This is a genomic window from Chitinophaga sp. CF418, assembly GCF_900142925.1.
In the GTDB taxonomy this organism is placed as follows: Bacteria; Bacteroidota; Bacteroidia; order Chitinophagales; family Chitinophagaceae; genus Chitinophaga.
The window spans coordinates 107,137-126,524 of the sequence record NZ_FRCN01000021.1; the positions used below are offsets into that span (position 1 = coordinate 107,137).

The following is a 19,388-nucleotide window of genomic DNA, read 5'->3' on the forward strand; positions in this document are numbered from 1 at the left end:
CGTTATAAACACGTTAGAAAAAAATGACCATGTCAATAACCGGGACCCCAGTCGCCCTGCTCTATCAGGCGCAGCAGCCACCTGCCAGGAATGGCATTCTCAAGCCTATGAAACCCGGAGGCTATTCAGATAGTGGTGCAGATATTGCCTATGCGCTACGTGAAAAACAAGTGCTGGTTAGTACCCCTGTGATCCATCCTCAACTTTCTATTGACCTGGATTGGGTATTCCCCGACACTGAAGCCGGCATACTGCATGCCCTGGCTAAAGGCGCGCAGGTACTGTGGCTGAATACAATCTTGTATAACGGACATCCCGTGGAAGCATTTCTGAAAAAGGGCATTGCCGCCGTAGGACAACTGCCCCACAATACAGATCTGTACGACGACAAATGGGCGACCAACAAGCTACTACAAAAGAACAATCTCCCTATTCCTCCCGCCGTTCTGATCAGCCAGGACAACCTGTCCGATTATCAGCTGACCTTTTCCTTTCCGGTGGTGGCCAAACCCATACGCGGCAGGGGAAGTGAGGGCGTACGCGTTGCCAATACACAAGAGGAACTGGATACGATACTGCAGGAGATGCTAAGTGCTGAAAAATACGGTAGCGCTGTTTATGTAGAAAAATTCCTGCAGGGACAGGAAGTGACTATTACGGTAATGCCACCTGGTAAATATGAGATCAAAGGCGTTTGCCAGGAAAGGATCAACTACTGGAGCCTGCCAGCCGTAGAACGGTTTAATCACCAGAACGGCGTAGCTCCTTACAACGGAACTATTGCCGTTGTCCATAACAGCAGGGTGCTGGACGATGCCCAGCTACAATCACAAAAGATCATTGCTATCTGTAAACAGTGCGAATCTGCTGCAGCTTTGGTAGGAGCGAAAGCGCCTGTGAGAATAGATTGCCGGCAGGATGAGCAGGGCAATTACTTCATCTTCGATCTGAATATGAAACCCAATATGACCGGAGCCGCCCGTCCTCACAGACGGGACCAGGACAGTCTATCTGCATTGGCAGCAAGGAAAATAGGCTGGAGCTTTCCAGACCTGCTGGTAAATATGCTGCGGCAGCAATGGCGGTTGTAATATCGGAAGCTATTTCATCTTCAGTTTTTCCAGCATTTCTCTGGTAAAAGTATCAGAGGCAGCGCCATACCCCGTTACAAGTATACCTTTTATACCATTGGTAGATTCAATGGCATAAACTGCTGCCTCATCAGACGGATCAGTATTGCCCTCATAACGATATACATCCACAATGTTAAAATCATTTACCTCTATTTTATTCTCTGCATTTACCAGGTAATTTCCTTCCAGGTTAAAATCAACGGTGTATCCCTGCCGCTTCAGAGCGTTAATGGCGTTGGAAACGGTGTCATAATGGTGTTCCATATCTGTTATTTTGAATGATAGAAATAATTATTTGTAGCCCGCCGGACTTTTCTTCCATATTGCCTGTATTTTCAACAGCTTGATCAGATAAATGATCAACAAAACAAGTTCCAGTCTGAAAGAAGCAATATAGCTGCCGGTGCCGAACATGGTATACAAACCCACAAACAGGCATACAAGAATCCCCACTGCTGCATCGACCAACCCTACTTCAATGGCCCAGTCCTTTTCAAGGAGTAAACCATAAGCAGCAGCTCCTTTAAGGAGAAACAATACTACTACAGCCAACGTGATGAAAGAACTCCGGTCCGAACTTTCCAATCCATACAAAGCCACCCTATAGTCGTTTCCCATCAGGAACATCAAAGGGTACAGTCCTACAGCAGCTATTCCCGCGAACAAAAAGAAATAACTGAATATCTTCAACCACCAGGTTAACAGTGTCCTTCTTCTTGGCAGCAACAATTCTTCCAGGTCATCGAGCTTGTCGGCAATAATAGATTTATCTTCCATATATTCAGGTGTTAAGGGCTACTCCAGGCAAATATACGAACTACCCCTGCAGCCTGCCGTAAAAAAAGGACCGTTCCTGGAGAGAAACGGCCATTAACAATCAAGCTCCACTGTATGAATAAAAGGAAGGATATACTTTGAAAATAATGCCGCAGCTCACCACATTCCGCGCGGCACTCCATAGTCGATAGACTAATAGTCCATAGTAAAACACCGGTTAATATTCCTGGCTATTTAACTATGTCTGATTGGGCTATTGTTCATTTCTAAGCGCTATCTTCTATGAACTATTGCCTATCGTCTACAGATTGCTCACTATCCTTATAAGCTACCCATTGACTCCCGTCACACACTGCCAACCCACTTGTTCATCTTCTTTACCTATTTGTTTCCTGTCCGTTAATCCCTGTCTTTACTGTTTGTTGATTTCTCTACAAAACTACCCTCATAGCGCCTGAATGTCAATTGCCTAATTACCTGTTCTGTTGTACTTTTTATGGAGACACTATAGAGTATGTCTCTTCACAATACCAAGTTTCTTCATTTTTGAGGCCAGTGTAGAAGGCGGCAGATTCAGTAATTCTGCAGCGCCACCCGGGCCAGATATTTTGTGATTGCACTTTTTCAGTACAGTAAGTATATGTTCTCTTTCTAATTCTACAATTGTCTTAATATCTGTGTCAGCAGCCACCACTACTGTTTCTTTTTTGGAAGGTACCGGCAATGATACTTCCCTGATAATACTTTCACGCGCCAGCAGTACACTTCTTTCTATGAGGTTCTGCAGCTCACGTACATTGCCCGGCCAGCTGTAGTCCATCAGTTGCTTTAATGCAGCCGGAGCAACGCCTTCCACCATTTTTCCTGTAGCGGCAGCATATAAGCGTATAAAATGGTTTATGAGTAAAGGAATATCTTCCCGGCGCTCACGCAGGGCTGACAACATAATGGGGAACACGTGCAATCTGTAATACAGATCCAGACGGAAGCGCCCTTCAGCGATCTCCTTTTCCAGATTACGGTTGGTAGCCGCAATAATACGTACGTTGACTTTCAGGGTGCCATTGCCACCGATCCTTTCAATTTCCTTTTCCTGCAATACACGCAATAGTTTTACCTGCAGATCTGCCGGCATATCTCCTATTTCATCCAGGAAAATAGTGCCTCCATCTGCTCTTTCAAACTTTCCGATCCTCTTTTCCAATGCCCCGGTAAAAGCGCCTTTCTCATGACCAAAAAGTTCTGATTCTATGAGGTGCGTAGGCAGGGCGGCACAGTTCACTTTGACGAACGGCTTTGCTTTGCGTGGAGACAACTTATGAATACAGTTCGCCACTCCTTCCTTGCCGGTACCGGTTTCTCCCAAAATCAGTACAGAAGTATCCAGTGGGGCCACCTGACGGATCAGTTCAAATACTCGTAACATGGGAGCGCTTTGCCCGATGATGCCTTCAAAATTGGGAATAAGCGGCAGGGCGTCATGTTGCGCTTCCACAACCTTATCAGGATGGAATGCCGGCAGGCGCGGAGGTTCTGCCTGCTGTCCATTACCCGGCTGTACTTTTAGCGCACGGTTGTGCTCATAACGGTAGCGGGCAATATCCAGCGTCACCAGCAGGTCTTTCTCCCTGAAAGGTTTCACTATAAAACCATAGGGCTGTGTCACTTTTGCAGCTTCCAGCACCTGACGGTTGCAATTGGCAGAGAGGTATACAAAAGGTATGTTTACTTTATTCAGTTCAACGGCCAGGTCTATGCCTGTCTGGTCACCCTTCAGGTAGATATCCAGCAATACGAGGTCTGGTTTTTCCGTTTCTATGATCTCCAGGGCTCTGTGTACAGAACGGGCCACGCCTGAGACCTTATAGCCAGCTCGCTCCAGTGTTAAACGTATATCGCCCGCAACAATCAGCTCGTCTTCTACGATCATAATTTTTTCTTCCATACTAAGCAGTTTTGTTTACTAATTTCAGTAAGCCGGGAACTTTTTCCCTATTGTGTTGTGGTTTAAATATCAGAAAGACGGACACTCCATCCTTATTCTTAACGGATAGTTTTCCCTCCAGCTGCTCACTTAATGTTTCCATGAGGATGATCCCCATGGAGGCATGTCTTCTTTTTTCAAAATCCACTGGTAGTCCATTCCCATTGTCTTTCACAGATAGCAGCACATCATCTTCCGAGATATACTGCAGGTTAACTGTTATGGTACCTTCACCACCGGCCGGGAACGCGTATTTGAATGAATTCGTAATGGCCTCATTTAAGATCAGTCCGATTGGTACCGCCTGACAAACTTCGAGATATACATCTGCTATCTGCAAATCAAAAGAAATCTGCTGTAATCCGGCAAAACTATCTTCAAAATATGCAACAAGTTCCCTGATATATATATCCATCTCAACGACGGCCATACTCTCTGACGAATATAATTTCTGGTGAATAAGGGAAATAGCCTGCATACGGTGCCGGCTTTCATGGATAGCAGCCAGCGCATTTTCATCGTCCAGGTGGGCTGCCTGTGCGTTCAGCAGCCGCATAATGATTTGCAGGTTATCCTTCACCCGGTGATGGATCTCTTTTACCAGCCATTCCTTCTCTGCCACCAGTTTACGTTGTGTATAGAGCAATACATGCAGGGAGTTATGCTGCTCACGGATCTCCCGCTGCTGTAAATGCAATTGCCGGTTGATGTTCTGTTTCAGCTGATAACGGTTGTAGCCCAGTACCAGCAATATCACCAGCATCAAGGTGCCTCCAATGATCACATTTCCTTCCAGGCGGGCCCGTTGCAGATCGCTCTTTTGAAGCAGCCCCTTGCGGGTCAGCAATTGTATACTCTGTTCCTTCATGAGCAGATCCTGATCTTTTCTTTCCATGTCATATTGCATCTGCAGCTGCGCGATCTCCCTTGTTTTCTCTTCGCCGTAAAGGGAATCCTGTAGTAATTTATATTGCTGATAATAGACAATAGCATCAGGATAATTTCCAAGGGCAGAATCTGCCCGAAAAAGGCTCCTGTAGTCATTTAACAGCTCTGGGGCATATCCTCCTTTTTTACAATAGACTTCATAATTCTTACCATACAATTTTACATTCTGGTAATCTTTTATGGCCAGGAAGTAATTGATCATAGCAGCATATATTCCATCCTGCATATAATGGAATGCGCCGAACTTCCTGGATAAGCATTTTAACTTCTTCACACGAACATACGCTTCTTCATACCGCCCCAGACTGGTATAACTGGTGGCCAGCCCTGCAGACAAAGTAACCTTGTCTTCGTCGGAAGTAATGTGATAGCGTTTCTCCATATCCTCCAGTATGTGGATGGCCTCTTCCGGCCTTTCAAGACGTTGCAGTGTGCTGGCTACATTCGGGAGCAGGGTAAGAATGGAAGTCGTATCATTCCATTTTCTTGCTACACCCAATGATTTTTTAAAATATGTCAGCGCCTGTATATAATCTGCCAGGTGATAGAACGTAAGTCCCAGCCGGTTGTAAATGGTGCAAAGCGTCAGGGAAGTATCCTGTTGCTTTTCTGCTGTCCTTACTGCCATAAAGCCGTTCATTAGTGCAATTTCGTAATTGCCCATCTGGCTGTTCACATTTCCCAGCAGATCATAAATACCCTGCAGTGAGGGGTACTGAATCTCCTTATACACGGCCAATGCCTTTTCCGATGCTGACAGCGCTGGCGGCAGCACCCCCTGGTGATTGTAACAGTCGCCCAGCATTTGTAATGCCATTGCCTGTTTGAGTTTGTTGGCAGCCATTTTATACAGCGGAATGGCCAATTCATAACAGGCAATTTTTTGCGTCAGCTCATTTTCTGAATAGGTATCATACCCTCTTGCAACTTCCATCCAGGCATCTCCGACACCTTCCGGAACAGGATACTGCACCTTCTGCCGGGAAGAAAGTGATTGTATTAAACTAAATTGCGCTGTTACCACAGTGGGCCATGAACATAATATCACAAAATAGAGCCACCGTACCCATTTATAGTAAGTGCTAATATGATCCCCATATTTTTCAGGCATAGTTCGTGATTTCCTCCTCAAATTCTACCGGTCCGGTAAAAGCTTGTTTTTCCTGGTATTTAAAGTTGACAGTAATAATTACACCATTATGGCTCTGTATGTTCAAAGTTCCCTCCAATTGTTCAGTTAATGTTTTTATCAGCATCATTCCCATCGACTTCTTATGAGGCGTTCCCCCCTCAACCGGAAGTCCTTTCCCGTTATCAGCAACAATCAGCGTCAGCTGCTGGTCCCCTGTCTGTTGCAGGGAAACCAGGATGGTTCCATTACTGGTAAAGGCGTATTTAATGGCATTGGTAATCGCTTCATTCAGGATCAGCCCCACAGGCACGGACTGCGATACATCCAGCTTGATGGGAGCGATCTGCAGGTCAAAATTGATCCTGTTGATGCCGGTGAATCCATCTTTGAGGTATATCAACAGGTCGTGGATGTAGGTATGCATGTCTATCAGGGCCATATTCTCCGACTGGTATAGCTTCTGATGGATCAATGAGATGGCATGCATCCTGCATCTGCTTTCTTTGATGGCATTCAGGGCATCTTTATCATCCAGGAAGGCGGCTTGTGTATTCAACAGGCTCATAACAATCTGTAGGTTGTTCTTCACCCGGTGGTGGATCTCTTTCAGCAGCCATTCCTTTTCTTCCAGCAGTTTATCCTGAGTGCTGATCAGGTCCTGCAGGGAGAGGTTCTGTTTATAAATCTCGTCCTGTTGCTCTTTCATCTGCCTGTTGCTGCGCAGTTTCAACTGATACCGGTTAAATCCCAGCAGGAGCAGCAGCAGCAACATACCAGCCCCTCCAAAGATCACATTCCTGATAAACCAGGCCCTTTGCAGTTTGGCATCCTGCAGCTGTGCCTCGCGGGTCAGCAGCTCAATATTCTGTTGTTTCAGTTTCAGTGCCTGGTCTTTCTGTTCCGTTTTAAACTGGATCTCCAACTGGTTCAGTTGCTGGCGTTTCATTATATTAAACAATGAATCATGTGATGATTTATACAACTGGTAATGCCGTATGGCATCCTGGTAGCGGCCCATTGCGGAATCGGCCTTAAACCAGCAGGCATAACTCCGGGCAAGCACTTCCAGCCGTCCATCCCGTTGTGCCGCTACCGCCAGTGCAGCAGCATACTGCCGGACAGTTTCGTATTGCTTTTTGTCCAGATAATACCTGATCAATGATGTATACATGGTTATGCTATCAGTGCCTCCCCATTCCATTCCCATAAAAGGTGCATAGCGGATATTCGCCCTCACCAACATAAATTTGTCCCCTGTATCCGGAGCTTCATCCAACAGCCTTTGCAACATTACTTCTGACGGGAATAGTTTATCCTGTGCCACACACTGAAACAAGTAACCAATCATACAACAGGAAAGCAACAGTAGCCTATTCATAAGTTAATATTTAAATACATCTCTACTATGACCGGTTGTTTTCTGCTATTTGCGCTAATTGTTCTTGTTTTATACTGAGACGGCTAGTTGGCATTATATTTTAAAGATTGGCTCGAATCCTGAGGGACAGGAAAAGTACAACATTTTTTACGTCCAGGCAATGTATTATGCACCCCGTTTTATCCTATTTGTTGTTTAAATGACACGATCACTGACACGCCCTGCTCCTCCCGGATGCTGATAGTGCCCTCCAGTTGTTCCGCAAGCGTTTCCATAAGACGGGTGCCCATAGAACCTTGTGTAAACACATCAAATCCTGGCGGGAAACCATGTCCGTTGTCAGAAACACTGAGTATTAACTGACTGTCTAATGTGCATTGTAATGATACAGTAACAATCCCCTTCTCGTTTTTCCAGAAAGCATACTTAACGGCATTGGTAAGTGCTTCATTGAGTATGAGACCGACCGGCACCGCCAGGGACACATCCAGCTGCACCGGGGCAATCTGCAGATCAAAATAAATCCGCTGTACACCTTCAATACTATCTTTCAGATAACCGATCAACTCACGGGTATAGGTCGGCATATCTATCAGCGCCATATTTTCTGACTGATATAATTTCTGATGGATCAGGGAAATAGCCTGCATACGGTGCTTACTTTCCTTAATGGCCTCCAGGGCATCAGCATCATGCAGGTAGGCGGCCTGGGTATTCAACAGGCTCATAACGATCTGTAAATTATTCTTCACCCGGTGGTGGATCTCTTTTACCAGCCATTCTTTCTCCTCCAGCAGTTTATCCTGGGTATTGATCAGCTGTTGCAGGGAGAGGTTCTGTTTATAAATTTCATCCTGTTTCTGCTGCAGTTGCTTATTGTTCTTCTGTTTTGTCAGGTAGCGGCTAAAACCCGCCAGCAACAGCAGCAATAGCAGAGTGGCTCCGAGGATGATCACATTACGGGTAAGCCTGGCTTGTTTCAGCGCGGACTGTTGCAATAATCCCTGCCGGGTCAGCAGCTCAATATTCTGTTGTTGCAGCCTGATGTTCTTGTCCTTTTTGTCTATGTCAAACTGCACCTGTAACCTGGCGATCTGGCCGGCTTTCGCTACTTGGAATAATGAGTCATTCATTATCTTATACTCCTGGTAATGTTTGATAGCGGCGGGATAATTCTTTAGCGCGGAATCTGCCTGAAACCAGCGTAAATAATTATCGGACAGCACATTGACCAATCCTATCTTTTTACATACGTCGTCCTGCAGTGAGCAATAGTAAGACGCGTCCACGTATTGCCGGGTGGCCAGGTAATATTTGATCAGGGCATCATAGATCATCGTCTGATAATAATTATATGCCGACATCTCCCGCGAGTGGCTTAGCAGCCATGGAATAAACACTTTGGCTCTATCATACTGGTGCATTTCCGTATAACATTTCACCAAATTGGCAGAGATCCAGATACGGTCTTTAAAGATGGGTTGCCGGTATATTCCTACAATATTGTTCAACAAAGCGATGGCTGCTTCCGGCTGCCCTATTTTGAGATAGGCACCGACAATATTTGTGCTCACCACCAGTATAGATGCTGTGTCTTTGTAGCGGTTGGCAATTTTCAGCGCCTTGCGCAGGCTCTCCAGCGCCTGTTTATAGTCGCCCAGCTGAAAATAGGTAATACCCAGTCTATTGTAAATAGTACAGAGCTGCAGGCTGCTGTCATGTTGTTCTTCCGCCGTTTTTAGGGCCATCAGCCCATAAGTCATGCCCAGGCTGTAGTCGCCGGTACCTGTTGCTATAATACCCAGCAGATCGTACAATCCCTGAACATCTTTTCTTCCCGTTTCTTTATAGAGCGCGAGCGCCTTATTTAACATCTCCACGGCTTCCCTGAATTTGCCCCAGCAATGGTAGCAATCGCCGGTCATTCTTATGGCATAGGCTTCCTTTCTTTTATCGCCGGCCTTGTGGTACTGAACACGCGCCTCCTCATATAAGCGGATCTTTTCTTCCAGCTGTGGTTCTGCATCAATTGTGTAATAATTGCCATTCTCCATCAATACATCACCAAGATCTTCGGGCTGGTCTGCGGTCTGCAAGATAGCCCTGGCTTTCAGGATGGCGGCTTCCCCTTCGGCAAGCATTTTTTTCTCCCGGTAGGCTTTGGAGTAGGAATAAAAGCATCTGGCCTCCCAATGAGGATCTTTCACATGTGCATTGATCCGGGCGGCCTGTCCTATATATAATAACCCGCTGTCCAGATCGGCTGTATTTTCACCTACCCTGTTCACGTAGACATTACCAAGTTGCAACAATATGTTAATCCTTTGAGTATCAGTAGTGGATTTCAGCAATTGGCGCTGTAATGCAGGGACAGAGGTTTCAGGCTGGCCCATACACGGTAGTATGCCCAAAAGCATGATATGGAAGACCAGCGGTAGCCTATACATAAATTAACTAGTTTTTGTCCCTGCAGCTGTAGGCAGCTACAATAATCCGATATTGTTTTTAATAATTCTTTCTATTCGATAATATGTACAAGAGAATCGATAAAACAGCAATTGCCGGGCGCGGCTATATTCAATAGTTGCGAAGGAATTCGAGGAGTAATTTATCCTTCAACATACCGGTATAAAAGGCTTTCATTCGATAAGATGTGTCCAGCACAATCCAGGCCGGATAAGCGGTATGATGCCGCATCAGCTTCGCTGCCAGGGCATGCATACCTTGTGTGCCGTAGGGTATAAAGGAATAGGTTGTATCATTAAAAACAATGGGCTGACGGCTTTCTGCATTCAGGGTCACATAGTAATAATCTTCTGACAGCAGTTGCTGTAGCGTAGGGGAACGTTTGATCTGCATGTCCTGCATTTTACAATAACTGCACCAGTCGGTATAGATCTTAATGACAATAGGTTTCGGATGTACTACCATACTATCCTGCAGGTGGGCAAAGGTAACCGGTCCCTGTTGTGCAAGGACCGGTGCTGTTAGCAGTATGCTATATATTATGCAGATGAAAATCTTATGGATCATTTTATTTAAACAGATTATATCTCACTCCCAGAAATCCTCTCACCCCTTGTAATGGCGCATAGTTGTATTCGGTATCGAATGTATATCCATTAGGATTATTTACCGGATCGTTTACATGCTTATCGAAAGGATCAAAAGGTCTCATTAATGCATATTTAGGTATATAGTTCAGCAGATTCTTGACGCCACCATATACCTCCCAACCTTTAGCAAACTTCTTTGTAACCTGTGCATTAGCCAGCAGGAACCAGGGCGAATATTCGGGCCTGTAGTCTTTAGGTTGTATGGGCAGCCGCATCGGACCAGTCCAGTTACCGGTAAGATCTACCCCGAAGCCGGCAGGCAGGCTATAGCTGACAGTAAAAGTACCGGCCCATTTAGGCGCATCTATTTGTCTGCTTTTCAGCGGAATGCCCGCTGCATTTTCATCTATCTGGTATACGTCCATGTAGGTGACACCGGCAAGGACTTTCAACGGGAAAGCAAAAGCGGCATCCACATTCAGCGAGATACCCTGTGATACTGCATGTCCCCGCAGATTATCATAGATGATCTTATTGGGATCAGTATCAAAATCGCCGTTGATCTTATTAGTGAAATAAGAATAGAAGCCGGTAGCGTCAAGATTAATGAAGGCTGTATTCATTGGGATCTTCAACACATAGTTCAGGTTTGCGTTGTAAGACTTTTCCGGTTTCAGCGCTTCAGCTATCACCACCTGCCGGGAACCGGTCAATGCGGCATGATCTTCCGTAAACAGGTTTACTACGCGGAAACCAGTACCCAGGCTCGCCCTGACTGTATTATTCTCATCAGGCGTCCACTTGTAAGCGATACGGGGAGAATGGATACTACCGTGATTTTTGTCATGGTCGTAGCGATAGCCCAGCAGGAGTTTATGTTTCCTGGCAAATGACCATTCATCCTGTATGAAGACGCCAGGCAAAGGCGTTTTAGCAGGCATATTGATCTTGCCATCCTCCGAAAGTGTACCGGGAGTATTGTCATCATACCAGGTATAGCGGTAAGATATACCGGTCAGCAGGTTATGCTTTTCCCCCAGTTGTTTATCCCAATAGAGCTGTGCAAATCCCACATGTTGTGTAGCCATGTAGGGCATCTTACCATAGTAAGAGTTTTGCTCATGTCTGTTGTAAGAGTATTGCAGCATGATCTTTTCTTTTACAGGAAGCTGGTACATGCCGATCAGCTCTACCCTTTTGGTATAGATACTTTCTCCGTAGATGCTGTCGCTACCGCGCCATGCTTTACTCCATCTCATATCTCCACCCCAACGGTTCTCATATACATATCTGGCAGCAATACTAGCCTGCCGGTTATCCTTCCGCCGGAAGGTCCATTTATTAAAGACGGAGATACGGTTTTGTAAGGTCAGGTCGGTAAACCCGTCCCCGTTATTATCTTTCGGGTGCTGGTAGTTAAACCAGCTGACGCCAAACAGTCCGGATGCATTGCCTGCCTTAACCTTCATGGCGGCATCTATATTATACTCTCCCCAGCTGGAACTAAATACGTCGGCACTGATGAGTGGGGCATTTAAGGGATTTCTCGTGATCACATTTACGATACCTCCCATCGCTTCAGAGCCGTATAAAGAGGAGCCGGGGCCTTTTACCACCTCTATGCGTTCCACCATACTCATGGGAATGCCACTCAGCCCATATACAGTAGACAGGGCGCTCACAATAGGCATACCGTCTATCAGGATCAGCGTATATGCACCTTCCATCCCGTTGATGTGAATGTCTCCTGTGTTACAAACGTTGCAGTTCAGCTGGGGCCTTACACCATTCACCATACCGATGGATTCCAACAGGGAGGGAGAAGGATTTTTCTGAAAATATTTTGGAGTGTACACTTCCACTGGTACGGGGCTTTCTGCCCTGCTAACCGGCTTCAGGGTACCGGTAACTACCACGTCATTCAGTTTGGTTACGTCCTGTTGTAGCTTGATCTGCAGGGAAATCTTTCCGCCTGCGGTAACGGTCACTTTCCTGGAATGGGAGGTAAAGCCTGTCGCTGAGGTTCTCAGGGTATAAGTTCCTGCTTTTACATTGTTCAACCGGAAAAAGCCGGTAGAATCGGTGGCCACGCCGGCTTTATTCTCCGCCAGGTATACATTGGCCAGGTATACCGGTTGTCCCTCAGACAGCACATTCCCGCTGATAGTACCGGTAGCCGATTGCGCTGTGCCTGCCGAGGGAAACCCCAGGCAAACAACAGATATCAATAAAGATATTTTTAAATATACAAAAGTACAAGTACGGATCATTTCTCAATATTATTTAGCCTTATCTAAATTATTATTTTAGACAAATCTAATTATTTATTCAGAAAGTTGTACTCCTTAAGTCAATAGTCTGGTAATTTCAGGAGAAAGTAAATTGAATATCAATCCGTACCGGTGTAAAAACACCAGCAACGAACAAGGCATTTAAAACGGAATTTATTATTTCCGGCTAAGCAATTCCTGGACTACCGGGATGTAGCCACTCTTAGGGAAGTTGGTTTTGAAGTAATAAAAAAGCTCTATCTGAGCACCATTTCCCTTATTGCGGTCAGGGATATTGGCCAGGAACTCGTTACCTGCCATCATTTCATGCAGGTTGATGGGGGCGTAGGCGTAAAGCCTGTATGACTCATCAAAGTGCTGCCAGAATTCGACCATGGAAGCGCCGCCTCTGATATATCCTTTTTTAATGAGGTAGCACTTTTTAGCGACCAGCAGGTCCACACCGGGGCTGGCAACATATTTAGTATCAAATGGATCATACAGGTCTGAGGCGTCCTGAACAACCTGTTTCAGTTCTTTTTCGTTCAGGGCATTGTTTTTCCGGTCGCCAGGATTTTCCAGGCGTTTGCCGGCGCTGTTCAGCAGGTAGTATATCAGGCGACTTTCCAAGGTGGTTACCATACTTTCATAGAATCCCACGGAGATCTGGCCTTTTCTGAGGTGTACCAACAGAGGGGCTTTCAGGTCGAACAAGGTAGAGCGCATCCCCCAGAGGGCCCCATTGACAGATCTGGCGGTATCCATGACATAGTCCATGGCGCTGCTCAGGTGGTCGGAGGAAAGGGGGGTATCGTTATTGAACAGGTCATGCCCTGCGGCATTGCTGCCTGAATAGATCTTTTTACCCACGCTGCCTTCCCGGCTGATGCCAATGTCCACGGAATCGCCCGGTTCTACATAGAGGACAGACTTTACGTATTTGTTCTCTATGGTGATATAACCAGGTGCGTCCATTGGCACTTTCAACGTAAACTCGTGATTGATGACTTTTCCGGCGCTTTGTTTATAGAGTGAATTGAAATATGTTCCGATCGGCTTATAGACGAATACATCGATACTATCCGGTGCATCCGGTACTTTTCCTGTAATAACAACCTGTTGCGCGAATGCGGTGAATGGAATCAATAGGATAAATAGTACTTTTCTCATATCGTTTTCTAACTTATCAAATCGGACCCTCTTGAGCTGCCGGGTAACAATTTCAGTTGGCCCATTAATTTACACAAAAAAAAGAAATCCCCGGGATGAATATACCCGGGGAGCCTGCTTTTTTTGTTATCCTTCATCATTTTTCCGCCATGGGAACCTGCAAAGCGATGGATAATATCAGCAGGAAAGTATAGGGCATAGGATATAAAAGCTTTGTATTGAATGTGAATTAATTATAATACAAAGCTACGCCCCTGGTTACTTCCGGATACTGACAACCATCATCCCACGGCGTGATACTGGTCTGGTAAGTTGGCTCATCCCGGAGTAAATAAGACAGAAATAACTGGTTCAGGATTAACAGCCGGCAAGGGCTTCATGATAACTTTATGGTATAAAAGCAGTTAGATAAGTTTTGGGGAATGAGATCTGATGATGGAAGGCTGAAAAGGTAAAAGCACCCCTTTGTAAAGGAATGCTGTGTCAATTTTGAGTGTAGGGTGATTGACGAACACCTGTTCCCGAAATATATTGGAGATTAGTAGCTGGCCTGTCCTATATCCAGCCTGTGGATCTTTCCGGCGGCATTAAAATGGAACTTAAAATAGGCCTTGAAGTCGCCCCATTGGTCACTGTGAAACCTTCCATAGAGATCCAGTCCGTTGTTTTCTACTTTATCAATGCTGGTAAAGCGTTCATGCCCAAATGCTTTTTCGAAAAAGCTTCTGAAGTTCATTTTATTACCATCATCATACAAGGCAGCATCTGCTGTAAATAAATCGAACCAGGCTTTGCTATCGGCAGATTGCAATGCGTCGATCGCTTTTTTAACGGTTGTATTGGTCAGTTTATCAGTGTTCATTGTATCGGATTTACTTTGTCCTTTAGCAGTCAATGCGCATATCACTAATGCCATTGTATAGATGAAGATCCTCATTTAGTTGGTTTTAGCGAGTGGGTGCTGTAGAAAAATAGCGGTCAGATTCATCAGGAGGAAAGGTAGCTCTATAGCGGCGCCCTTGAGATCTTTTAAAGATAACTGCAAACACAGGATCAGTAAAATGGCAGCCGCTATGAGGAAGTTTCCAACTACAAAGGTTCTCGGAAATAAGATCAGCACTGCACTTAGCATTGTCACGATCCCATTGATCAATACAGCCGGCCTGTTGAAGCGAAAGCGGCCCAGCATTGCTGCCATTTCCGGTTTACCGGAGATCATTGCCCATCCCTGCTTCAGGCCCATAAACACAATCACCAGGACCAGTGCTGTACTTAATATTTTGACGAACATTGTTGCTATTTTTTCAGAGTGAATGGCAGGCGGAGGCTTAGTTTGTGGCTCCGCCGTTTACCAGTAAATGCTGACCTGATACGAAAGAAGAAAGATCACTTGCGAAGAATTCTGCAATATTTGCCACATCTTCTACTTCTGCCAGGCGGCCCATCGGACAGCTGTCCAGCAGTTGTTTTCTTAATTCAGGGTATGCCTCAGGATCTACGAAGATACCGGAGTGGTCTACAGCGAAAGGAATGATAGAGTTCACTGTAACGCCCCTGTGACCGATCTCTTTAGACAGGATATCTACCAGGTAGCGGGGAGTGGTTTTACTACCGCCATATACGGCCATACCAGGAACAGGGAAGGAAGTGGTGCTGGATGCGATGTAAATGATACGTCCATTATCTTCCACATGTTTTGCAGCCTGTTGCATAGTGAAGTAAGTACCTTTGGTGTTGATGGAGAACACACGGTCAAACTGCTCTTCTGTGAATTCTGTTACCGGCGTTTCTACCAGTTCTATACCTGCATTCGCTACTATGATATCGATCTTTCCAAAAGCGGCTTTTGCTTCGGCGAACAGACGTTCTATATCTTTTACTTTACTAACGTCTGCCTGTACTGCGATCACGTTAGCACCCATGGCTTTGATGTTACTTACTACTTCGTCTGCGGATGCTTTGTCCCTGGAGTAATTCACTACTATGTCTGCGCCCAGTGCAGCGTAGCGTTCTGCGATGGCTTTACCTAATCCTCTTGCTGATCCTGTAATGATTGCTACTTTACCTTTTAAGCTATTCATGATTGACATTTATTTTAATTGTTGTTGTTTGTACTTTAATTAAGCCATTCCACCGTTTACGCCGATGTTTTGTCCGGTAATCCAGCTAGCGGCATCACTTGCCAGGAATGCCACCACTTCTGCAATCTCTTCAGGCTTACCAAGACGGTTAAAAGCAGCCATAGATGCCAGGCGGTCTATCACTTCCTGTGATTTTCCGTTCATAAATAAATCGGTGCTGGTTGGGCCAGGAGAAACAGAGTTCACATTGATACCTCTGGCGCCCATTTCTTTTGCGAATACACGGGTAAATTGTTCTACTGCTGATTTTGTAGCTACATAGGTTGCGTAGGTAGGTATCATCACACGGTTCACGGTAGTAGAGAAGTTGATGATGGATCCTTTATCAGCCAGTCTGGTAGCTGCTTCGCGAAGCGTGTTAAAGGTGCCTTTTACGTTGATATCAAACTGGCGTTCGAAATCTTCATCTGTAGTGTCCTTGATTGGTTTAAGGATCATGATGCCGGCATTGTTCACCAATACATCGATCTTACCATAATGTGCGATAGCTGCATCGAACAGGTTCTTAACATCTGCACTCTTGCTGACGTCTGCCTGTACAGCGATTGCGTCGCCACCTTTTTCTTTGATGTCTGCTACAACCTGGTCAGCGGCATCTTTACCACCGGCATAGTTGACGATTATTTTCGCACCTTCTGATGAAAGTTTGCGGGCAATGGCAGCGCCGATACCTCTTGATGCGCCTGTTACTAAGATTACTTTGTTTGTTAGCGTGTTCATGTTTCGCTTGTTTTTGCTTGTCGTTATTGACATAACAAAGATGGAACATAAACACGCCCTAAAAGTGCAAGATTTACACTATTAGTTGTAAAAATCTAAGACACCCCTGTTCCGAGATGTTTTCTGTATAAAACGGGTGTGGTATCGGTATATTTCCTGAAATAATTGCTAAAATGCGCTGACTCTGCAAATCCAAGCTGGTCGGCAATCTGCTTGATAGGGGTGGCGGAATTCTGTAATAGTGATTTGGCTTCGGTAATAGTCTTATCGATGATCCAGGTGCTGACAGATTTACCCGTTTTGGCCTTGATCACATTGTTCAGATAGTTGGGATGCAGGTTTTGCTCATTGGCATAGTCCTGCGCTCTGAAAACCCGTTTAGCCTTTCCTGTGCTTAGCTCACGATAATGTTTTTCCAGGGTTCTTTTGAAGTTCTTAACGATCTGGGAGCTCCTGTTCCCTTCATAGATAGGGTTGTAATCTTCCCAGAAGTATTCTTTTATCTTTAGTAATAATACTACGAACAGGTTCCCTATCATCTTATTCTTATAAGGAGAGTTCGAGAAGTACTCTTTATATATCTGCAGGTACAATGGCTCAAATTCCGCAAACACCTCCGGCTCCAGTACCCTGGCAGGGACCGTTTCTGCCAGCAGAAAAGGGAATTCCTCGAATATATTCGCATGGACGTTCTCCTTCAGGAAAGACTCGCTCATCGTCACCAGGTAGACTTCCTTCAGGCAATGCCATTCGAAAGACTTATAATGCCCCGGATTGGTAAAATATATAGTATTGGGTTTCGTATTGAACTCCAGGTCGTCCGTGGTATATCTTCCCTCCCCGTCCTTTATAAACAGAAAAGAATAAAAATTCGCCCTGTATACGCAGGATTTAAAAGGCAGTTCCCCGTGGATATCCATGAGTTTATGGATCGTAAAGTCGTTTTTTGGGTCGATCAGGTCTACGGGCAAGCCGAGATACTCGTAATTCTCGATCAGATTGTTAAAAACGGGGGGCCTGTCGGTTGCTTTCTGCCTGGTCATGGTAACGGAGGAGGTTTAGATGGGGTTAAAGTTACAAAAGGTTCCGGCTTCCTTGTAACATATAACCCCTAATCATTATAAGACCTCTCTTGTGCTGGCTTCCAGGTTTAATATTTCGATTTGAGAAGGGGTTTCAAGGCCACTGTCGTCTCGTTGCTGTTGGAAGGCTTTGAAGGAGGGTGTATTGAGCACTGCAGCCTGGATTTCTTCGTTTTTGTAGTGGGAGAGGTGGGTAAAGGTGTTGCCGACGGTGTAGATGGTGTATAGGAATTCGGAGCCCATGGCTTTGAAGTCCTGCATGAAGGTGGCGATGTTTTCCAGGTTCTGGGCTACGAAGGACGGTTTTACTGTGTAAGTTACTTTTACTGTTATCATGGTTTTATACATTTTATATAGAGATAGACAGTCGGGGGTATAAAAACGTGACAGGCTTTCCTAAGTTTTATTGCTGTCTCCTAAGCAGGCTGCTTTATGAGTCATTTAAATTGCAGGTATGCTGCAGTAGGTCATCTGTAATCCACTATGATATTAGCAGCTTTTTTCATACCGAAAAGTTCTGTCCTTGCAAGCAGAACTTTTTTGGTAAATAAACGGTCCGGTATCTATTATTTTTTATCCGATCTCCAAAGTTTGAGGTTCCCATCCTAAGTAAAAGCACATATAGCAGTCTTATCTTTGGTTTAGAGATGTCAATGATCTCACCATTAAAACTAAATACATGTTTCCATTCCGAACGCTAAAGAGAATATTAATGAAAAACAAAATTGTTACCCGTAAACGATTTTCCGCATAATATATTTTTAATATCCAAGCCATAGGGAGAACCTGTGACGAGATGGCTTTGAGAAACCTGTAATCCGGTATTATGCTAGTAACTTACTCTGATAATTATTTAATATAAAATATTGTCCTGGCCAGGATAGGCCTCCTTGTGGGGTATTAAATGGGGTAGCCGAAAACCATTAGAAAAGAGTAGGCGTTAATCCAAAAAGCTAAGTTTAGCCTTTTGATTTATAAAGGCGCTTTGACCATGAAAAAAGCAAAAGTTATTCTTTCTGCGGTTGCAATTATGGCAGTAGTAGGTGGTGCATTTGCATTTAAAGCAACCAGGATTCCAACTAGGTTATACTATCCAACAGACGCTGCAAAACGTCTGTGTACTAACTCTAGCACTTTCCTGTTTACTACCACAGATGTACCTCAACCAATAGGTTTAGTTAACTATACAATTGCTCCAACCACAACAGGTTGTCCAACATACACAACCACTACTTTTTAATTCAGCTCAACTTCAATTAGAACTAAGCTCGTACTAGCTTATTTCAAATAGAGCTTTGTAAAATACAAGGGGCTGTCTCATAAATAAAAAATGAGACGGCCCTTTTTTTATTGTTGTGGAAAGTAGATCGTATCTTAATGTTATGGCAAGAGGAAAAAGTCTTACGGTAACATTTAAAGCTACTCACCAGAATCAGCTGTCGCTACTTCCGCTTGATTTAAATGATATGGTGGCATCCAATCATCCGGTGAGGATCGTGGCGGCCATTCTTGATAAAATTGATATTAGCAAGCTAATTGCTGAATACAAGACAGGCGGAGCCAGTAGCTACCATCCCAAAGTATTACTAAAGATTTT

The 19,388-nt window shown here is 44.9% G+C and carries 17 protein-coding genes and 1 pseudogene; 3 read left to right on the plus strand and 15 right to left on the minus strand.

Features of this window, described 5'->3' with window-relative positions:
• Positions 1-29 precede the first annotated feature (29 nt).
• Positions 30-1,091, plus strand: coding sequence for an ATP-grasp domain-containing protein (locus F3I09_RS33035; protein ID WP_149699325.1), 1,062 nt, complete (start codon positions 30-32; stop codon positions 1,089-1,091).
• Between the two features lie 9 nt (positions 1,092-1,100).
• Here the strand turns inward: F3I09_RS33035 and F3I09_RS33040 are convergent, their stop codons facing one another.
• The 15 genes from F3I09_RS33040 to F3I09_RS33110 form a co-directional block, all read right to left on the minus strand.
• On the minus strand, positions 1,101-1,397 hold the full coding sequence (locus tag F3I09_RS33040; RefSeq protein WP_149699326.1) for a hypothetical protein: 297 nt from the start codon (positions 1,395-1,397) through the stop codon (positions 1,101-1,103).
• A 27-nt stretch (positions 1,398-1,424) separates the two neighbouring features.
• Positions 1,425-1,910, minus strand: coding sequence for a hypothetical protein (locus F3I09_RS33045; protein WP_149699327.1), 486 nt, complete (start codon positions 1,908-1,910; stop codon positions 1,425-1,427).
• A 505-nt stretch (positions 1,911-2,415) separates the two neighbouring features.
• Positions 2,416-3,855: a sigma-54 dependent transcriptional regulator gene (locus F3I09_RS33050; protein WP_149699328.1), complete on the minus strand. Its 1,440-nt coding sequence runs from the start codon at positions 3,853-3,855 to the stop codon at positions 2,416-2,418.
• Position 3,856: 1 nt separating this feature from the next.
• Positions 3,857-5,953 carry a histidine kinase dimerization/phosphoacceptor domain -containing protein gene (locus F3I09_RS33055; RefSeq protein WP_149699329.1) on the minus strand — a complete coding sequence of 699 codons (2,097 nt, stop codon included), beginning with the start codon at positions 5,951-5,953 and terminating at the stop codon, positions 3,857-3,859.
• Positions 5,946-7,352 carry a sensor histidine kinase gene (locus tag F3I09_RS33060; protein WP_149699330.1) on the minus strand — a complete coding sequence of 469 codons (1,407 nt, stop codon included), beginning with the start codon at positions 7,350-7,352 and terminating at the stop codon, positions 5,946-5,948. Before F3I09_RS33060 ends, F3I09_RS33055 begins: the two co-directional genes overlap by 8 nt.
• A gap of 179 nt (positions 7,353-7,531) precedes the next feature.
• Complete coding sequence (locus tag F3I09_RS33065) at positions 7,532-9,799, minus strand: histidine kinase dimerization/phosphoacceptor domain -containing protein (protein WP_149699331.1); 2,268 nt, start codon at positions 9,797-9,799, stop codon at positions 7,532-7,534.
• A 130-nt stretch (positions 9,800-9,929) separates the two neighbouring features.
• Positions 9,930-10,385 carry a thioredoxin family protein gene (locus F3I09_RS33070; RefSeq protein ID WP_149699332.1) on the minus strand — a complete coding sequence of 152 codons (456 nt, stop codon included), beginning with the start codon at positions 10,383-10,385 and terminating at the stop codon, positions 9,930-9,932.
• A 1-nt stretch (position 10,386) separates the two neighbouring features.
• Complete coding sequence (locus F3I09_RS33075) at positions 10,387-12,636, minus strand: TonB-dependent receptor (protein WP_304487143.1); 2,250 nt, start codon at positions 12,634-12,636, stop codon at positions 10,387-10,389.
• Positions 12,637-12,855: 219 nt separating this feature from the next.
• Positions 12,856-13,848 (minus strand): hypothetical protein, encoded by a 993-nt coding sequence (locus tag F3I09_RS33080; protein WP_149699333.1) that lies wholly within the window; start codon positions 13,846-13,848, stop codon positions 12,856-12,858.
• A 538-nt stretch (positions 13,849-14,386) separates the two neighbouring features.
• Positions 14,387-14,785, minus strand: coding sequence for a hypothetical protein (locus tag F3I09_RS33085; RefSeq protein ID WP_149699334.1), 399 nt, complete (start codon positions 14,783-14,785; stop codon positions 14,387-14,389).
• Complete coding sequence (locus tag F3I09_RS33090) at positions 14,786-15,139, minus strand: hypothetical protein (protein WP_149699335.1); 354 nt, start codon at positions 15,137-15,139, stop codon at positions 14,786-14,788.
• A gap of 37 nt (positions 15,140-15,176) precedes the next feature.
• Positions 15,177-15,929 (minus strand): glucose 1-dehydrogenase, encoded by a 753-nt coding sequence (locus F3I09_RS33095; protein ID WP_149699336.1) that lies wholly within the window; start codon positions 15,927-15,929, stop codon positions 15,177-15,179.
• 39 nt (positions 15,930-15,968) lie between these two features.
• Complete coding sequence (locus F3I09_RS33100) at positions 15,969-16,709, minus strand: SDR family oxidoreductase (RefSeq protein ID WP_149699337.1); 741 nt, start codon at positions 16,707-16,709, stop codon at positions 15,969-15,971.
• 95 nt (positions 16,710-16,804) lie between these two features.
• The gene (locus F3I09_RS33105; RefSeq protein ID WP_149699338.1) at positions 16,805-17,752 is read right to left on the minus strand and encodes an AraC family transcriptional regulator; all 948 of its coding nucleotides are present in this window, start codon (positions 17,750-17,752) and stop codon (positions 16,805-16,807) included.
• 75 nt (positions 17,753-17,827) lie between these two features.
• Positions 17,828-18,127 carry a hypothetical protein gene (locus F3I09_RS33110; RefSeq protein WP_149699339.1) on the minus strand — a complete coding sequence of 100 codons (300 nt, stop codon included), beginning with the start codon at positions 18,125-18,127 and terminating at the stop codon, positions 17,828-17,830.
• A gap of 655 nt (positions 18,128-18,782) precedes the next feature.
• Here F3I09_RS33110 and F3I09_RS33115 point away from each other — a divergent pair.
• Together F3I09_RS33115 and F3I09_RS33120 are read left to right on the plus strand one after the other, a co-directional pair.
• Positions 18,783-19,031, plus strand: a complete 249-nt coding sequence (locus F3I09_RS33115) for a hypothetical protein (RefSeq protein WP_149699340.1) — start codon at positions 18,783-18,785, stop codon at positions 19,029-19,031.
• Positions 19,032-19,173: 142 nt separating this feature from the next.
• Positions 19,174-19,388 (plus strand): annotated as a pseudogene (locus tag F3I09_RS33120) (hypothetical protein); the annotation flags it as partial.

Excerpts from the sequence above, each read along its gene's own strand:
- F3I09_RS33105 (WP_149699338.1), bottom strand. The coding sequence starts at position 17,752 with ATGACCAGGCAGAAAGCAACCGACAGGCCCCCCGTTTTTAACAATCTG.
- F3I09_RS33090 (WP_149699335.1), bottom strand. The coding sequence starts at position 15,139 with ATGTTCGTCAAAATATTAAGTACAGCACTGGTCCTGGTGATTGTGTTT.
- F3I09_RS33055 (WP_149699329.1), bottom strand. The coding sequence starts at position 5,953 with ATGCCTGAAAAATATGGGGATCATATTAGCACTTACTATAAATGGGTA.
- F3I09_RS33035 (WP_149699325.1), top strand. The coding sequence starts at position 30 with ATGTCAATAACCGGGACCCCAGTCGCCCTGCTCTATCAGGCGCAGCAG.
- F3I09_RS33085 (WP_149699334.1), bottom strand. The coding sequence starts at position 14,785 with ATGAGGATCTTCATCTATACAATGGCATTAGTGATATGCGCATTGACT.
- F3I09_RS33095 (WP_149699336.1), bottom strand. The coding sequence starts at position 15,929 with ATGAATAGCTTAAAAGGTAAAGTAGCAATCATTACAGGATCAGCAAGA.
- F3I09_RS33115 (WP_149699340.1), top strand. The coding sequence starts at position 18,783 with ATGAAAAAAGCAAAAGTTATTCTTTCTGCGGTTGCAATTATGGCAGTA.
- F3I09_RS33110 (WP_149699339.1), bottom strand. The coding sequence starts at position 18,127 with ATGATAACAGTAAAAGTAACTTACACAGTAAAACCGTCCTTCGTAGCC.
- F3I09_RS33100 (WP_149699337.1), bottom strand. The coding sequence starts at position 16,709 with ATGAACACGCTAACAAACAAAGTAATCTTAGTAACAGGCGCATCAAGA.
- F3I09_RS33040 (WP_149699326.1), bottom strand. The coding sequence starts at position 1,397 with ATGGAACACCATTATGACACCGTTTCCAACGCCATTAACGCTCTGAAG.
- F3I09_RS33080 (WP_149699333.1), bottom strand. The coding sequence starts at position 13,848 with ATGAGAAAAGTACTATTTATCCTATTGATTCCATTCACCGCATTCGCG.
- F3I09_RS33050 (WP_149699328.1), bottom strand. The coding sequence starts at position 3,855 with ATGGAAGAAAAAATTATGATCGTAGAAGACGAGCTGATTGTTGCGGGC.
- F3I09_RS33065 (WP_149699331.1), bottom strand. The coding sequence starts at position 9,799 with ATGTATAGGCTACCGCTGGTCTTCCATATCATGCTTTTGGGCATACTA.
- F3I09_RS33045 (WP_149699327.1), bottom strand. The coding sequence starts at position 1,910 with ATGGAAGATAAATCTATTATTGCCGACAAGCTCGATGACCTGGAAGAA.
- F3I09_RS33060 (WP_149699330.1), bottom strand. The coding sequence starts at position 7,352 with ATGAATAGGCTACTGTTGCTTTCCTGTTGTATGATTGGTTACTTGTTT.
- F3I09_RS33070 (WP_149699332.1), bottom strand. The coding sequence starts at position 10,385 with ATGATCCATAAGATTTTCATCTGCATAATATATAGCATACTGCTAACA.